General features: G+C 67.4%; 15 protein-coding genes. 5 read left to right on the plus strand and 10 right to left on the minus strand.

The features are described from left to right. Positions 1–188 precede the first annotated feature (188 nt). The 6 genes from nikR to P2PM1_RS16320 form a co-directional block, all read right to left on the minus strand. On the minus strand, positions 189–740 hold the full coding sequence (gene nikR / locus P2PM1_RS16295; protein WP_186399773.1) for a nickel-responsive transcriptional regulator NikR: 552 nt from the start codon (positions 738–740) through the stop codon (positions 189–191). A gap of 89 nt (positions 741–829) precedes the next feature. Further along, positions 830–1,951: a hypothetical protein gene (locus P2PM1_RS16300; RefSeq protein WP_186399774.1), complete on the minus strand. Its 1,122-nt coding sequence runs from the start codon at positions 1,949–1,951 to the stop codon at positions 830–832. 85 nt (positions 1,952–2,036) lie between these two features. After that, entirely contained in the window at positions 2,037–2,735 is a 699-nt protein-coding gene (locus P2PM1_RS16305; RefSeq protein ID WP_186399775.1) for an MgtC/SapB family protein, read from the minus strand. A gap of 18 nt (positions 2,736–2,753) precedes the next feature. Continuing rightward, the gene (locus tag P2PM1_RS16310) at positions 2,754–2,990 is read right to left on the minus strand and encodes a hypothetical protein (protein ID WP_186399776.1); all 237 of its coding nucleotides are present in this window, start codon (positions 2,988–2,990) and stop codon (positions 2,754–2,756) included. A gap of 184 nt (positions 2,991–3,174) precedes the next feature. Continuing rightward, positions 3,175–4,557: a magnesium transporter gene (gene mgtE, locus P2PM1_RS16315; protein ID WP_186399777.1), complete on the minus strand. Its 1,383-nt coding sequence runs from the start codon at positions 4,555–4,557 to the stop codon at positions 3,175–3,177. A gap of 684 nt (positions 4,558–5,241) precedes the next feature. Further along, entirely contained in the window at positions 5,242–5,649 is a 408-nt protein-coding gene (locus P2PM1_RS16320; RefSeq protein ID WP_186399778.1) for a helix-turn-helix domain-containing protein, read from the minus strand. A gap of 267 nt (positions 5,650–5,916) precedes the next feature. Here P2PM1_RS16320 and P2PM1_RS16325 point away from each other — a divergent pair, with 267 nt between their 5' ends. Continuing rightward, positions 5,917–6,660 carry an alpha/beta hydrolase gene (locus P2PM1_RS16325; RefSeq protein ID WP_186387806.1) on the plus strand — a complete coding sequence of 248 codons (744 nt, stop codon included), beginning with the start codon at positions 5,917–5,919 and terminating at the stop codon, positions 6,658–6,660. A gap of 213 nt (positions 6,661–6,873) precedes the next feature. Here P2PM1_RS16325 and P2PM1_RS16330 read toward each other — a convergent pair whose 3' ends face one another. Then, complete coding sequence (locus P2PM1_RS16330; RefSeq protein WP_186399779.1) at positions 6,874–8,124, minus strand: DUF5996 family protein; 1,251 nt, start codon at positions 8,122–8,124, stop codon at positions 6,874–6,876. A 26-nt stretch (positions 8,125–8,150) separates the two neighbouring features. Then, positions 8,151–9,086, minus strand: a complete 936-nt coding sequence (locus tag P2PM1_RS16335; RefSeq protein ID WP_186399780.1) for a pirin family protein — start codon at positions 9,084–9,086, stop codon at positions 8,151–8,153. Positions 9,087–9,446: 360 nt separating this feature from the next. Here P2PM1_RS16335 and P2PM1_RS16340 point away from each other — a divergent pair, with 360 nt between their 5' ends. The 4 genes from P2PM1_RS16340 (at position 9,447) to P2PM1_RS16355 (ending at position 14,152) form a co-directional block, all read left to right on the plus strand. After that, positions 9,447–10,100, plus strand: a complete 654-nt coding sequence (locus P2PM1_RS16340) for a hydrolase (RefSeq protein ID WP_186399781.1) — start codon at positions 9,447–9,449, stop codon at positions 10,098–10,100. A gap of 173 nt (positions 10,101–10,273) precedes the next feature. Then, on the plus strand, positions 10,274–10,960 hold the full coding sequence (locus tag P2PM1_RS16345; RefSeq protein ID WP_186400059.1) for a type 1 glutamine amidotransferase domain-containing protein: 687 nt from the start codon (positions 10,274–10,276) through the stop codon (positions 10,958–10,960). A gap of 130 nt (positions 10,961–11,090) precedes the next feature. Continuing rightward, positions 11,091–12,746: an acetolactate synthase large subunit gene (locus tag P2PM1_RS16350; RefSeq protein WP_186399782.1), complete on the plus strand. Its 1,656-nt coding sequence runs from the start codon at positions 11,091–11,093 to the stop codon at positions 12,744–12,746. A gap of 23 nt (positions 12,747–12,769) precedes the next feature. Further along, entirely contained in the window at positions 12,770–14,152 is a 1,383-nt protein-coding gene (locus tag P2PM1_RS16355; protein ID WP_186399783.1) for an aldehyde dehydrogenase family protein, read from the plus strand. Between the two features lie 10 nt (positions 14,153–14,162). On the opposite strand, the gene P2PM1_RS16360 is transcribed toward P2PM1_RS16355, so the two are convergent. Continuing rightward, complete coding sequence (locus P2PM1_RS16360; RefSeq protein ID WP_186399784.1) at positions 14,163–15,626, minus strand: catalase; 1,464 nt, start codon at positions 15,624–15,626, stop codon at positions 14,163–14,165. Positions 15,627–15,864: 238 nt separating this feature from the next. Beyond that, entirely contained in the window at positions 15,865–16,476 is a 612-nt protein-coding gene (locus P2PM1_RS16365) for a TetR-like C-terminal domain-containing protein (protein ID WP_186399785.1), read from the minus strand. Positions 16,477–16,658 lie beyond the last annotated feature (182 nt).

Consider the following 16,658-nt stretch of genomic DNA (forward strand, 5'->3'; position numbering starts at 1 on the left):
GCCAAGGGGCAGCGCAAGCGCGGCGGCGCGAAGGAGCTTGAACATGTGACGCTTTCCGAAAGGGCGGTTGGTCGGGACGGCAATCGATAGGGGCAAACCGTATGATGAATTAGAATAACATCATACTGCCGCCATCCGTCAAGCGCGACCTCGGCGCAATCCGGCTCCGCCCTGGGCGGCCGGGCGTTTCAGCGGTTGCGGTCGTTCCCGCCACCGTGGCGATGGCCGGGGTCCGGGGCATGATCATGATCGTGATCGTGATCGTGATCGTGATCGGGGGCATGATCATGATCATGGGCATGGCCGCGCAGCAGCAGCGATTCGCCCTCGAGCGCCGGGAAAACATGCAGGCTGCCATGACGCACGCCGCGCTGGCTGACGACACTGTCGGCGAAGCGGCGCAGATCGCCGGCGGTGCCGGCGAGGATCGACACTTCGAGACAGTTCTCGGCGCTGACATGGACATGGGTGGTGGCGACCGACAGGGCGTGATGGGCGTGGTGATTGTCGGTCAGCCGGTTGGGCAGGTCGCGGATGCCGTGGTCATAGACATAGGTGAGCGCGCCGTAGCACAGGCGCTCGTTCTCCAGCTCGTCGTCCGGGCCGATCGCCTCGCGCGCCAGCGCCTCGCGCGCCATGTCGCGGAAGATCTCGGAGCGGCTGGCATAGCCGCGCCTGGCGCCGAGGGCGTCGATCTCCCGCAGCAGGTCCTCGTCGACCGTGATCGTGATGCGTTCCATGACGGGCTTCCCTGACAACGGGGCGGAGGAGACGACGGGGGGCGGCCCCGGTGGCGGGACCGTCCCCCGGACTTCGGAGCCGGGTGACCCTAGACGGCGAAGCGCAGGATGGCGGCAAGGTCGCCCTTGCCGGGCAGGTCGGCGCGGCGCACGCCGAGGACCCGCGCCCCGCTCGCCAGCGCCCGGCCGGCGATCTCGTCGACGATGCCATAGGTGCCGGCGCTGGCGGCTTCCGCGAAGGTGACGGCGCCGCTCTCCTCGTCGACCGTGCCGGCGACCACCGTGTCGATGTCGACCAGCAGCGTGTCGATGGCGCCGAATGTCGCCGCCCGGGCGGCGTCGGAGACATCGGCGGTGGCCCTGCCCTCGCCGGCACGCGCCGCATAGAGCGCCGTCAGCGCCGCAAGGTCGCGGGCATGGGCGGCATCGAGGACGGGGCGCGCGGCCGCCGCCAGATCGGCATCGGAAATCCGGTCGGGGCTGTCGGAAATGTCGTCCGGCAGCAGGTGCGGATAGCTGTTGACGGCGCGGAACACCGAGGCGAGCCGCCCGGTCGCCGCCAGGATCAGCGGTGTCTCGCGCCCGGCCAGGAACGGGCGCAGCGCCGCGTCGACCTTGCGCGCATATTGCTGGAAGCGGACATTCTGCCCCTCCGAGCCCTGGATGCGGCCGCTGGCGGAGCGGTCGTTCAGCGTCGACTTGCCGACGGCGCTGGCCGCGTCCTTCGGCAGCCCGTCGATCCTGACCGTCGCCGCCGGCAGCTCGCCATGGACCTCGACCAGCCGCACGGCGTTTTCCGACAGGGCCAGCACATAGGCCGACTGCGGGAAGGTGACGGCGCGCAGCAGCGGCTTCAGGTGGAACCGGTCCGACACTTCCACCAGGGCGGTGAGATGGTTGGCCAGGCGGAAGGTGCGCAGGCTCTCCGGCGTCGCCAGCAGGGCGAGGCTGTTGGCCTGCAGGCGCCAGAACTCGTCATCCTCCGCCAGCGCGTCGATCTGCTCCTGCAGCGCCGCCAGCCGCCGCTTGTCGAACCCCGCCGCCTCGAGCTGCTCGCGCGCCTGCCGGACGAGATTGCCGAGCTCGATCCGCGAGGCACCGCTCTCCTGGGTGAGCGGCGTCGTCGGCAGGTAGATCGACACGCAGGCATCGCTCCTGGTGCCGTTGAGCGCAGCGATTTCCGAGCGGGTGGGGATATCGACATGAAGCATATGGCTGTCCTTCCGGTACTGTCCGCGGGTGTTCGCGGCCCTCTATATAATCATCATGGCGGCATCCGTCCGCCCTTAAGGCAGATCAATCGCCGAGCGGCTCGATCCGCCATCGCGCGGCGGTCACGGACGGTTCCAGGCTGAGCCGGCCGACGATCTGCTCGATCGGCTTGTCGGAGCGGGTGTCGGCATGGACCATCGCCTGGATCTCCACCCGGTCGCTGCCCTCGATATTGCTGCTGTCGAGCTGGCGAAGATGCATGGCGCTGGCCGCAAGCCCCTGAAGCAGCAGCGCGCGCACATGCGCCTCCTGATCGCTGCGGCAGACGATGCTGACGGCATAGCCGATCTCCAGTTCCGAGGAGGACAGCGGCTGCCGGTTGATCCGGAAGACCAGCGGGCGCAACAGCAGATTGACCACGATCACCAGGCCCGCCACCACCGCCGCGTAGCCGAGGGCGCCGATGCCGGCGAGCACGCCGACGGAGGCCGAACACCACAGGGTCGCCGCCGTGTTCAGCCCGCGCACGTTGAGCCCCTCGCGGAAGATGATGCCGGCCCCGAGAAAGCCGATGCCGGAGACGACCTGAGCCGCCACCCGGGTCGGGCTGGCATCGCCGGGAACGATCGACGAGAACACGACGAAACTGGCCGCGCCCAGCGCGACGAGCGTGTTGGTGCGCAAGCCGGCAAGGCGCTGGCGCCATTGCCGCTCAAATCCGATTGCCGCTCCCAGCAGCATGGCAGCGCTCAGGTTGAGCGCCGCGACTTCGATCGCCATCATCGTTCAATCCATCCTTCCTCAGCGGCTCCGATCGCGCCGGCGGCCCCGGCGCAACAGGCGGATGCCCGCGCGCTGCAGCCGTCCGGCCACGCCCAGCCCCGCCCTTGCCCCGGCGGGACCGACAAGGCCGAGACGATAGAGATGCATCGTGACAGTCGTTACAAGACGCGCCGCCGTCAGCAGGCGCCGGTTGGCAAAGCGGTGCAGGTCCTCGCGCAGGGCGGCAAGCCCGCGCGGCGTCTGGTGCATCGGCATGGGTGCTGGCCTCCTCGCGCCGGGCCGGCCGCCGGCAGGCCTTGAACGCCTGCCGGCAACCAGGCAATGGGCAGGCCTTCAAGGCCTGCCGGCAATCGGGCAATAGGCAGGCCCTCCAGGCCTGCCGGCAATCGGGCAATAGGCAGGCCCTCCAGGCCTGCCGGCAACCGGACGACAGGCTGGCCTATCCGGCGGTCAGCAGATGCCCGAGCAGCGCGTAGGCGAGGCCGAAATAGATGAAGACCCCGAGCAGATCCATGATCGAGGTGATCATCGGCGAGCTCAGCGTCGCCGGATCGGTGCCGATGCGGCGCGCGGCGAACGGCAGCAGCGCGCCGATCAGGCCGCCGAGCACCGTGCAGATCGCCATGGACAGGCCGACCACCAGAAGCACGTCGCCGCCGACACCCTTGCTGAAGAAGGCCAGCACCGCCTCCAGCAGGGCGATGACCACGCCCAGCGTCAGCACCACCGGGATCTCCCGCCGGATCACGAACCAGACATCGCGCCAGCGCAGCTTGAGCTCGCCAAGCGCCATCGCCCGGATGACCAGCGTTGCCGACTGGCTGCCGGTGTTGCCGCCCATGTCGACGATCGGGGCGATGAAGGCGGCAAGCACGATCACCTGGCTCAGCATCTCCTCCTGCGCCGCGACGAAGGTGCTGGTGACGACGCCGAACACCGTCAGCATGATCAGCCAGAACGAGCGCACCTTGAACATCTGCACGAAGCTGGAGGAGCGCAGGTCGAGGTCCGGCCCGCCGCCCGGCGCGACGTTGCCGCCGAACTGCATCACCCGCCGGCCGCGCTGGGCCTCGGCGACGTCCATCGCATCGTCGACGGTGACGATGCCGACCAGCGCATCGCCGCCATTGGTGATCGGCAGCGCCAGCAGGTCGTAGTCGGCGATCTTCTGCGCCACCTCGTCGCGCTTGTCCCCGACCCGCGCGAAGATGACGCGCTTGCGCATGATGTCGGCGACCTGCACCTCGTCGCGGGCGATCAAGAGGTCGCGCAGGGAGACGACGCCGACGAGACGGCGCGCGTCGTCGACCACATAGGCCTCGTAGATGGTCTCCTTGTCGGGCGCCTCGTGACGCAGCCGGTCGATCGCCTCGCGCGCGGTGAGGCCGGGCGCCAGCAGCGCATAGTCCGAGGTCATGATCGAGCCGGCCGTGCCTTCCGGATAGGAGGCGAGCCGGCGGATGTCCTCGCGCTCGGCATGGGCGATGCCCGGCAGCAGCGCCTGCTGCTGCTCCGGCGTCAGCCGGTTGAACAGGTCGGCCCGCTCGTCAGGCGACATGGCGGTGACGAGCCGCGCCAGGTCGGGGCGGGACAGCCTGCCGGCAATGGCAACCTGGAGCGCGGGCTGGAAATAGCCGAAGACCTCCGCCTCGCGGCGCTCGGGCAGCAGCAGCAGGATGGAGGCGATCTCGCCGGGGGCCAGCTCGCCGACATCGGCGGCGATATCGGCGGGATGGCGGTCGGCGAGCGCGGCCTTGATCGAGGCAAGGTCGTTGCGGGCAAGATAGTCACGGAAGGCCGCGGCGGTGATGATGGCGGTCATGGGTCTGAACTCCGTCGGTCGGGGCGCCGGCGACGGAGGACCCGCCCTCATCGATGGGGCTGGACCGGGCGCCGGCAGGCTGTCTGGGAATGTCTTTGGGAAACGACGGCCACGGGGCGCGATGCCCGCGCGGCCGTGCGACTAGAGCCCTCTTCCATGGCGGGCCTCCCGGTGTTTCGGGCCGCGCGCGGGCGGCCGCTGGCGATGCAGGTCGGGCTTGCGCGGCGCGGCAGCCGGGCGGATGGACGCCCCGCGGGTGGACGCGACGGGGATGGCGGCCGCGCGGCGGCGAACCGGCAAGAGCCGGCGGGCGCGCAGTCCTGTGAGGAAGACCGTTCTTGCGGGGAAGAACGTTCTTGTGAGGAAGACAGTGGTCTTCATGGCTCACCTCCTTCGACCCCTCGCGGCGGGGGAGGAGGTGAACGGGAGCCGGCCCTTAAGCCCGAGCGCCGCTCACCCGGCCCTGGCCGGGAGCGATCATCGCTGTACGGAGTGGCGCCCGATGACGGACGCCACGACTAGGGTAGCTGTCCATGGTTCTCTCGATTGACAAAGAGGCCCGCGGCGCGAACCGGCGCGGACGCGAAACAGATAACCTCCCGCGGCGGGCGGATCAAGCCCGCAGGGCACCGTCCGGCTTTCAGGGGCTTGCACCCCCGGTTCCGGCGCAATCATCAGTCCGCGCTAGCTGCCGGCGGCTGCATCGAACCGCTGGCGAGACTGCTCGATCTCCTGCCAGTTGTCCCTGATCCAGTCGGTGAACCCTTCAAGCGCCGGGAGCATCGTCCGGCCCATTGGCGTCAATTGGTATTCGACGCGCGGGGGAACCTCGGCAAAGTAATGGCGCAGGACAAGGCCGTCCCGCTGAAGGTTTCGCAGCGTCAGGGTGAGCATGCGCTGCGAAATTTTCGGGATCCCGTTCCTGATTTCGGAGAAACGCAGAGGCCTCTCCGGCTCCAGCGCGAGAATGCTCACGACGAGGATCGTCCACTTGTCCCCCAGCCGCGCCAGGATGTTGTTCGGCGCGCAGGGCGTGAAGACCGGGCCTTTCTTCGTTTCCGTGTAGGGCCTGCCGTGGATCAGCTTCTCCATGAGTTATCTCCTGGTCACCGGCTTACAGATATGTGCCGTCTTGCGCGCTTCTTATAGCAGTGCCATTTCATAACCATCAATGGTTACCGAAAGGAACGATCGATGGCGAGGGTTGACCCGGCCGGCTGCCGAACCGGTCCGGACAGCCCGCGCGACCTTGGCAACCTGGCCGCGGGACAAGGCACCACGCTGCATGAGCCGCCGGCCGTCTGTCCTTCAACGTGAACAACAGCAGAGATCCCGAACATGGCTCCTCTAAAAGCTCTCATGCTTTCCTGCGCCCTCACTCTGGGTGCGTTGACCGCGCAATCGGGCGCGGCGCTCGCCGATGTGAAGAACATCGTTCTCGTGCATGGCGCGAATGTCGACGGCAGCACCTGGCGCGGCGTCTACAACCGTCTCACGGCGGAAGACTACAAAGTCACGATCGCGCAGATGCCGCTGACCTCCACTGAGGACGACATTGCCGCAGTCCAGCGGATTGTCGACAGTCAGGACGGCCCGATGCTGCTGGTCGGGCATTCCTACGGCGGCATGGTGATCAGCGAAGTCGGCGGCGACCCGAACGTCAAGGGCCTCGTCTATGTCGCGGCGTTCCAACCCGACGCCGGCGAAAGCGGCGTGGCCCTGATGGCCTCGGTTCCGACCGAGTTCACGCCCGACAAGCTCAGGATCTTCGACGACGGTCACTACCTGGTCGATGAAGACACCTTCGTCGCCATCGTCGGAAACGGCTTGTCCAGGGACGACGCGATCTACGTGGCAAGGTCGCAGGCGGCATCGAACACCGCGATCCTCAACTACCAGGCTCGGGTCGCGGCCTGGAACGAGAAGCCGAGCTGGTCGGCCATCGCGACCCTCGACCGGACCATTGCGCCCGGCCTGCAGCGTCAGATGTCCGAGCGGGCCGGTTCCACCATCGTCGATATCGAGAACGGTCACATGCTGCCGATGACGAGCCCGGACGAGGTGGCCGACCTCATCCGGCAGGCCGCCAGGGCAGTCGAATAGGGCGCTTTGCCGCACGGGCCGGGCGAACCGGTCCGTGCGCTTTTCCCGGTGCCCCGCCTTGTTGCCAGCCCGATTCCCGGGCCGATGTCCGGTGGCGCGTTGCGAGGCCGTGAATGCGTGAGTGCTCTCGTTTGGCCCCCGGCGACGGTCCGGGGACCGGAGGGGCGGACGATCAAGGCGCCGGGGAGCGATGTCACGCTCCGCTGCCCCCTCTCAGGATCGGCGCACCACGTCCTGCCATTCCGGGTGCCGTGCGATCTGCGCCTTGGCGAAAGGGCAGAGCGGCAGGATGGCGACCCCTTCGCGGCGGGCGTCCTCGATCGCCTGGCGCACCAGCCGCTCGCCGACCTTGCGGCCGCGCAGCGCGGCCGGCACCTCGGTGTGGTCGATGATGATCATCCCGGAGCCGGCCCGGCTGTAGGTCATCTCGGCCTCGACGCCGTCGACGACGAGGCGGTAGCGTCCCTTCGACGCGCCCTCCTCCCGCTCGACCTGTTCATCGCCCGCCGCAGGCGCATTCCCCGCCCCTGCCGCATCGGGGGCCCGCACCTGTCGCGGCGCCCCGTGCGCGCATTCCAGAAGATCGCGGTCCCAGCCGCCGAGATCGGCCGCCGCCTCGTAGGTCGAGACCAGGAACGCCAACAGGGCTTCGTCGGGATCGGCCAGGGACTGCACGGCCTCGTAGGGCAGGACGAATTCCGACAGACCGTCGTGCCAGAAGGCGGCATCGGGCTGCACGGCCGCAGCGCGGTATCCGCCGGGCGCCGGATAGGCGTAGGCATAGAAGGCCGGATAGTCGATGCCGCCGCCGCCCGGCCAGAAACCCACTGACGAGACCTCGCGGTCGTAAGCCTCCTGCGCGACGTCATCCGGCAAGGCCGGGACGCCGCCGGGATGGAGCGGCGCGCGGCGCCCCGAAAAGCGGGTAACCGCCAGATCGAAGCTGCCCCAGAAAAGATGAACGGGGCTGGACTTGCCGAGAAAGGACGTGCGGAACCGGTTGAAGACCCTGTCGACCGCCAGCAAGGCCTGATGGAAGCGCTGCACGGCTTCGCCGTCATAGGGCCGGTCGCGGTCGTCCTCGGCGAAGGGAACCGGGAAGGGCACCTCGTTCGGGCGGCCGTTGAAGGTCGGGGTGCCGCCGAGCTCCGAAATCAGGCGCACGAAGCTCGCGTGGAAGGCCGCGACCGTGGTCGGCCCGAGATCGAACGCCGCCGTGTGGCCGTTGCCGCAGGTGCCCACGACCCTGTGCTTGCGAAGGTCGAACAGGATTTCGATGCCCGGCCCATCCGGGATGGGCGATGTGGCCAGTCCGGTCGGCGTGACATAGAAGGTCGCGTTCCAGGAGTGATTGAGCCACGGCGTGTGCGCCAGCCGGTATTTGCCGGCGATCTGGAGATAGAGATGCAAGGCTGAACAGGTTTCACGCCAACTGAGGTAATCGAGGCGGGGCCAGGTGGTCATGTCTCGTTTCTCCAGGCTGGATCCGGTCAGTCCGGAAGGGGAATGTGCTCGTTCCGGTCGCCGGCGGGCAGATCGAAGCGTCCCTTGCCCCAGTTCGCGGCGCGCCATTCGGCCTTGGCTGCCTCGATGCGCTCGCGCGAGGAGGCGACGAAGTTCCACCAGATGTAGCGCGGGCCGTCGAAGGTCGCGCCGCCGAGGATCATCATCCGCGCGCCCTCGCCGCCGGCGGCCACGGTGATGCGGTCGCCGGGGCGGAAGACCATCATCCGGCCGGCCTCGAACTCCTGTCCGGCCACCGAGATCGAGCCTTCGACGATGTAGATGCCGCGGTCTTCGTGGTTGTCCGGCATCGGCAGCCGGCTTCCCGGTTCAAGCGTCACATCGGCGTAGAAGGTCTCGGACAGCATCGTCGCGGGCGCGGTCTTGCCGTAGGCGTTTCCGAGAATGAGCCGAACGGTGACCCCGCGATCCTCGATGACGGGCAGGGTGTCCTTGCCGTGATGCTCGAAGCTGGGCGCCACATCCTCATGGCTGTCCGGCAGGGCCAGCCAGGTCTGGATCCCGAACAGGCTGTTCGGACCGCTCCGCGCCGTCGCGGATGTGCGCTCCGAATGGGTGACGCCGCGCCCCGCGACCATCCAGTTCAGCGCGCCGGGGCTGATGATCTGGTCGGCGCCGGTGCTGTCGCGGTGATGGAAATCGCCCTTGAACAGATAGGTGACCGTGCCGAGGCCGATATGCGGATGCGGCCGGACATCGACGCCCTGGCCGGTCAGCAGCTCGGCCGGCCCGGCCTGATCGAAGAAGATGAAGGGCCCGACCATCTGCCGCTTCGGCGCGGGCAGGGCGCGGCGGACCTCGAAGCCGCCAAGGTCGCGCGAACGCGGGACGATCAGGGTCTCGATCGCATCGGTGCCGACCTCGTCCGGACAGCCCGGTTCGATCGATGGGTTCCAGCTCATATGCGTCATCCCCTTGTCTTCGGATCTGTCTTGGTCTTCGGATCTGTCTTGAGATCTGTCTTCGGATCGCCCGGTCCCGCCGGGCGGTCGTCGCAGCCGGCGGCTGCACGCCTGCGATATCCGTTCGGCTTGCCGCGCTCGCCGCAGGGTCTCGCCGTCACGCAGTCCGACCGGCGGACCCGCCAAAAATCTGGTCGCACCCTTTCCGAGAAACCGAACGAACTCAAGCCTGCGCGTCGCGGCGCGCCGGAAAGGGCGCAAGAACGGCACCAGGGCGGCATGTCCTGCACCGCAGAGCAGGGGCGCATTCGCTACTTACCGGCAGTCAATGAGCACTTCCCCCAGACTCAGGAGACTGACATGACCTTCCGCAACGGCCTTGCCTCGCTTCTCCGCCCCGAGGATTCGGTGCTGGTCCTGATCGACCACCAGCCCTACCAGCTCGCCAACCTGAACAGCCACGACCCGCATATGGTGGTCAACAACACGACCGGCCTCGCCAAGGCGGCCAAGGTGTTCGCTGTCCCGACCATCCTGACCACCGTTGTCGCCGACCGCGGCGGAAAGCTGTTCCCCTCGATCACCGACGTGTTCCCGGGCCAGGAGGTGATCGACCGCACCTTCGTCAACACCTGGGAAGACAAGCCGACCGTCGATGCGGTCAAGGCGACCGGCCGCAAGCAGTTGATCATCGCCGGCTTGTGGACCGAGGTCTGCGTCGCCATGCCCGCCATCCAGGCGGCCGGGGAAGGCTGGGACGTGACCGTCGTCACCGACGCGTCGGGGGGCACCTCGCTCGAGGCGCACCAGGTCGCAATCCAGCGTATGATTGCGGCCGGCGTCAATATGATGACGTGGCTGGCCGTGGCGTCCGAATGGCAGCGCGACTGGGCGCGGGCCGAAACGGCGGAAGCGCTCAACGAGGCGATCGGGTCGCACGCCTACGGCAGCGGCATCGCCTATCTGTGGGAGCAGCAGCTCCTCAACACGCCGGTGCCGAACCCGGCGGGCTGATCGGCCTGGATGGCGAGGCGCGGGCAGTCCTCGAACCGGCTTGGCCTCGCCGTCCATCGCGCTCGATCAGGATCAACGATGACTTGCGAGGACCCATCCTCGACACCACGTCGATCGTTTCGCGACCGTCCTTCCCGGCCCGGACCAGCAACATCTGATTGGAGAATAAAGCCATGAAAGTTGTAATGATTCTGACGTCGCACGACCGGCTCGGCAACACCGGCCGCAAGACCGGATTCTGGCTCGAAGAGCTGGCCGCGCCATATTATGTGTTCAAGGAAGCCGGCTACGAGATCACGCTCGCGTCGCCGGACGGCGGCCAGCCGCCGCTCGATCCCAAAAGCAACGAGCCCGCCTTCCAGACCGAGGACACGCGCCGCTTCGAGGCCGACGCCGAGGCGCGGGAAGCGCTGGCGAACACCGTGAAGCTCGCCGAGATATCCCAGGCCGATTTTGATACGGTCTTTTATCCAGGCGGCCACGGCCCGATGTGGGATCTCGCCGAAAGCCCGGTCTCGGCGTCGCTGATCGAGAGCTTCCTTGCCGCGGACAAGCCGGTCGCGCTGGTGTGCCACGCGCCGGGCGTGCTCCGTCACGTCAAGACGCCGAACGGCCGTCCGCTCGTCGAGGGAAAGAAGGTCACCGGCTTCACCAACAGCGAGGAGGCCGCCGTCGGCCTGACGGACGTCGTGCCGTTCCTCGTCGAGGACGAGTTGCAGGCCAAGGGCGGCATCTATTCGAAGGGTCCCGACTGGGGTCCGTACTTCGTACAGGACGGCCTGCTGATCACCGGCCAGAACCCGGCTTCCTCGGCCCCGGCTGCCGAGCGCCTCGTCGAAGTGCTGAAGACATCGGCATGAGCGCCTAAGCGCTCTTCCTTCGGGAAGCTGCCCGACGGCTGCGGGACCGCGGAACGATGGCGGCACTTGCGCGTACCCGTGTAGGATCGCCGTGCGTTCCATCGAAACCGTCAACACGAGGCTCTAAACCATGCCCAAAGGATCGGACCTTTTTGTTGCCGCACTGGAGAACGAGGGCGTCGACCGCGTCTTCGGAGTGCCGGGCGAGGAGAATCTCGATCTCCTGGAGGCGTTGCGAACCTCCGGTATCGAACTGGTCCTGACCCGTCACGAGCAAGCCGCGGCCTTCATGGCCGCGACGCATGGACGGCTGACGGGCAGGCCCGGCGTCTGCCTGGCCACGCTCGGCCCCGGCGCGCTGAACCTCGCCACCGGTGCGGCCTATGCGCATCTCGGGGCCATGCCGATGATCCTCATTACCGGCCAGAAGCCGATCATGAGCGCCAAGCAGGCCCGCTTTCAGATCGTCGATATCGTCGCTTCGATGAAGCCGCTGACCAAGATGACGCAGCAGATCGTCAGCGCGGCCGCGATACCCTCGACCGTGCGCGACGCGTTTCGCGTCGCGACGGAGGAGCGTCCCGGGCCGGTGCATCTGGAACTCCCCGAGGACGTCGCGGCCGAGGAGGTCGAGACCGCGTCCGTCATTCCGGTGCATACCGCGGAGCGGCCGGTCGCCTCGGCCCTCTCGCTCGACGGCGCGGCGCGGATGATCCTTGCCGCCAGGCGGCCGCTGGTGATGATCGGCGCCTCGGGCAATAGGCCTGCGCTGGTCGAGGCGCTTTCGGACTTCGTGACGCGCACGCGGCTGCCGTTCTTCAACACGCAAATGGGCAAGGGCGCGGTCACCGGCGGCTCGAACCTCTATATGGGAACCGCGGCGCTGTCGGAGGGCGACTATGTCCACGAGGCCGTCGAGCGCGCCGACCTGATCATCGCCATCGGCCACGATACGGTCGAGAAGCCGCCCTTCCTGATGAAAAGCGCCGGCGGGCCTCGGGTCATCCATGTCGGCTACCAGTCGGCCACGGTCGAGCAGGTCTACCATCCGGACATCGAGGTGATCGGCGACATCGGCGCTGCCGTCGCGGGGCTTGCCGGGCGGCTGGAAGGAAAGCTGACGCCCGACGAGGGACTGCTCGACCTGCGCCAGCGTATCCTCGCCCGCCTCAACGACCGCGCCGAGGAGGACCGGTTCCCCGTCATACCCCAGCGCATCGTTCACGACGTTCGCAAGGTGATGCCGGAGGACGGCATCGTCTGCCTCGACAACGGCATGTACAAGATCTGGTTCGCCCGCAACTACCGCACCCATGTCGCCAACACGCTGCTCCTCGACAATGCGCTCGCCACGATGGGCGCCGGCCTGCCCTCGGCGATGATGGCGGCCATGCTTCATCCGGACCGCCGCGTCATGGCGGTCTGCGGCGACGGCGGCTTCATGATGAACTCGCAGGAGATGGAAACGGCGGTCCGCCTCGGCCTGAACCTCGTCCTCGTCATTCTCAACGACAGCGCCTACGGCATGATCCGCTGGAAGCAGGCGGTCGACGGGTTCCCGGATTTCGGCATGAGCTTCGGCAATCCCGACTTCGTGCGCTATGCCGAGGCCTATGGCGCGAAGGGATCGCGGGTTACGGCCGCCGCCGATCTGGTGCCCACGCTCGAGGCCGCGTTCGCCGGCGGCGGGGTCCATCTGGTCGATGTGCCCATCGACTATTCCGAAAACACCCGCGTGCTGGTCGACGAGCTGCGCAACCGCACGCCCGACGTGGAATGCGCCTGACTGCAGGCCGAGGAGCACCGCCCATGCTGACAGTCGTGCAAGCCTTCGATCGCACGCCGATCGCGGAGATCGAGACCGACGATGCCGCCGCACTGGAGCGCAAGCTGCAGGCGGCCGGTCGCGTCTTCAGGGATCGCGAGGGCTGGCTGAAGCCGCACCGGCGCATTGCGATCCTGCGCAAGCTGGCCGCCCTGATGGAGGGCAAGCGCGATCATCTGGCGATGCAGATCGCCCGCGAGGGCGGCAAGCCGCTGCCCGACGCCATCGCCGAGACCAGCCGCGCCATCGACGGCGTCCACAACGCCGCCGACGAGCTGCGCAATTTCGCCGGCCGCGAGATCCCGATGGGGCTGTCGGCCGCGGCCGAGAACCGCTGGGCCTTCACCACCAAGGAGCCTATCGGTGTCGTCGCGGCGATTTCCGCCTTCAACCATCCGCTGAACCTGATCGTTCACCAGGTCGCGCCGGCGATCGCAGTCGGTTGTCCGGTCATCGTCAAGCCGGCGTCTACGACGCCGCTGTCCTGCCTCGAGTTCGTGGCGTTGGTTCGCGAGGCGGGCCTCCCCGAGCCGTGGTGCCAGACCTTCGTCACGGAGGACAACGCCCTGGCCGAAAGGCTGGCGACCGACAGCCGGGTCGCCTTCCTCAGCTTCATCGGCTCGGCAAGGGTCGGCTGGTCGCTGCACGCGAAGCTTGCCCCCGGCACGCGCTCGGCACTGGAGCATGGCGGCGCCGCGCCGGCCATCATCGACCGCAGCGCCGATCTCGGCAGGGTCATCGAGCCGATCGTCAAGGGCGGCTACTACCATGCCGGGCAGGTCTGCGTGTCGACGCAGCGCATCTTCGTCCATAGCGACATCGCCGACACGTTCACGCAGCAGCTCGTCGCCCGCGTCGAGACATTGCGCTGCGCCGACCCCACCCTCAAGGACACCGACGTCGGCCCGCTGATCCTGCCGCGCGAGGCCGACAGGGTCGGACAGTGGATCGAGGACGCGGTCGAGGGCGGGGCCCTGCTTGCGACCGGCGGCAAGCGCCTGTCCGAGACGACCCTGCAGCCGGCGGTTCTGCTCGACCCCGCCGCCGATGCGAAGATGTCGACGCTGGAGGTTTTCGGCCCTGTCGTCGCGGTCTATCGCTACCGCGATCTCGACGAGGCGATCCGACAGGCCAATGCGCTGCCGACCGCCTTCCAGGCGAGCATCTTCGCGCAGGACATCGATGTCGCGCTGCGCGCCGCCGACCGGCTCGATGCCTCGGCCGTGATGGTCAACGATCCCACGGCCTTCCGCACCGACTGGATGCCCTTTGCCGGCCGCAGGGAATCCGGCTACGGAACCGGCGGCATTCCCTACACGATGCGCGACATGACGCAGGAGAAGATGATCCTGATGCGCAGGAGCTGATCCCGTTCGATCAGAACTGCGGGTCCAACTCGTCCAGCGCGGCGCAGACGCCATCCCCGAACTCCGGATGAACCTGCCGGAAAAGCTCGATCTGCCGTTCGGCGATGGCATCGGGAATGCCGCGCATCGCCGCGGCGATGTTGGCGAACAGCCGTGCCTTCTGCCCGTCGTCGAACAGCAGGAACAGCGCGCGGGGCTGGTTGAAATCGTCGTTTCCCTGCCGATGATCGAACCGGGCAGCCGAACCTTCGATCCGGAGCGGGGGTTCGGTGAACGAGCGATCCTCCGTCGGACCGCCGAAGCTGTTCGGCTCGTAATAGGCCTCCGGATCGGACGTGTTGCCGAAGAAGCGCATCGCCCCGTCCTTGTGATAGTGATGCACCGGGCATAGCGGCCGGTTGACCGGCAGCGCCTCGTAATACGTGCCCAGCCTATAGCGATGGGCGTCCGCATAGGCGAAGATCCTGCCCTGCAGCATCCTGTCCGGCGAATGGCCGATGCCGCGCACGACGTTCGAGGGGCTGAAGGCCACCTGCTCGATGTCGGCAAAGTAATTGTCCGGGTTGCGGTCGAGTTCGAGCACGCCGATCTCGACCGGCGGAAACCCGGCATGGGGCCAGACCTTGGTGACGTCGAACGGGTTGAAGGGCAGTTCGCCCGCCTGCGCTTCCGTCATGACCTGGACCTGCAGGATCCAGCGCGGATAGTTTCCCTCCTCGATCGCGCCGAACAGGGCTTCCTGATAGCCTTCCCTGGTTCTGCCGACGACCTCTTCCGCCTCGGCGTTGGTGTAGTGGCGGTGCCCCTGAGACGTCTTGAAATGGAACTTGACCCAGACGCGCTCGCCAGCGTCGTTCCACAGGCTGTAGGTGTGGCTGCCGTAGCCGTTCATGTGCATCGGGCTGACAGGCAGACCGCGGTCGGAGAAGAGGATCGTCACCTGATGCAGGCTTTCCGGCGACAGCGACCAGAAGTCCCACATCGCCGTCGCCGACCGCAGATTGGTGCGCGGGTGGCGCTTCTGAGTGCGGATGAAATCGGGGAACTTGAGCGGATCGCGAACGAAGAAAACCGGCGTATTGTTGCCCACCAGATCCCAATTGCCCTCCTCGGTATAGAACTTGAGCGCGAAACCGCGAACGTCCCGCTCATGATCGGCCGCTCCCATTTCTCCCGCAACCGTCGAGAAGCGCGCGATCATCGGGGTCTCGGCGCCGGGCTGCAGCACCCTGGCGCAGGTCAGGTGCGATATGTCGCCCGTGATCCTGAGCGTGCCATGCGCACCCCAGCCCTTGGCATGGACCACCCGCTCGGGGATCCGTTCCCGGTTCTGGTGGGCCAGCTTCTCGATCAGCATCCAGTCCTGCATCAGCACCGGGCCGCGATCGCCGGCGGTCAGGCTGTTCCGGTTGTCGGCAACGGGTGCGCCGGCAGTTGTCGTAAGGCGTGAGTTCCGATCATCCTGCGGAGCCATCCTCGATCCTTCCCTTCGTCCACACCGCGCGCCGTCTGGCGGCGTATCCGCTGGACAGGCTAACAATCTGCGCCGGCAGGGCGTCGCAGCCCCTGCGGTGACGATGCCGTTCTTGCGATGTTTCGCCGAGGGTCGGAAAGGGCCGGAAAAGGACGGGGACGGGAGGGAAGGAGAGGGGCGGGCGGTCACCATGCCGGCGGAACCGGCATCCGCGCACTCCCGTGGTGCTGGCCCTGCTTCAACAGGCCCTTAACGCCGCATGCAGGGCCATGCCCAGCCTGTCGAGTTCAGCCCTTGAGAAGCTCTTCCCCCGGACGATCAAGCGGGAGTAGAGGGGGGCAAAGAGAAGGTCGAGCGCCAGTTCCCTGTCGAGATCCGCGTGCAGTTCGTCGCGGGCAATGGCGCGGTCCAGCAGCCGGTGTCCAAACTGTCGCCGCGCCTCGGCGATGCCGTGCAGCATCGCCGCCAATTCGTTCGATCGCAGACGTTCGGCAACCAGATCGGGGATGATGCGGCGGACCAGAGGATGGCGCAGGACCGCGCGCGTCGCTCGAAGGTATTCTCTGATGTCCGCCTGCAGCGACCCCTGGTCGGTGGTCCCCAACCGCATGACCTCGACACTTCGTATCGCCTCGCAGGCGAACTCCAGCTTCGATGGCCAGCGCCGGTATATCGCCGCCTTGCCTGCGCCCGCCCGTGCCGCCACGCGCTCCAGGCTTACCGCCGCAAAGCCGGTTTCCGCCCACTCCTCGAACAGGGCCCTGAACAGCGCCGTGGTCAGTTCGGGCCGGATGACCGCCGCCCCGGTCGGTTTCCGTCTTTGTGTTAGGTCGATACTCTTGCGTTCCATCCAGAAGTCCTCCACTGTGGATGGAACGGTAGCGTTTCAACCTGTGAGTGAGAAGGGATTGAGGCGAGCTTCACCGGGGTGTTTCTGACTGATTTCGGGGGCGGGAGACGAAGAGCGCGGCACGGCCTTTCGGAGGCCGCCGAAACGAAGGTATTCGCTTTGCCCCAGTGCGTCTACCGGCC

This window comes from Stappia sp. P2PMeth1 (assembly GCF_900185735.1).
GTDB lineage: Bacteria > Pseudomonadota > Alphaproteobacteria > Rhizobiales > Stappiaceae > Stappia.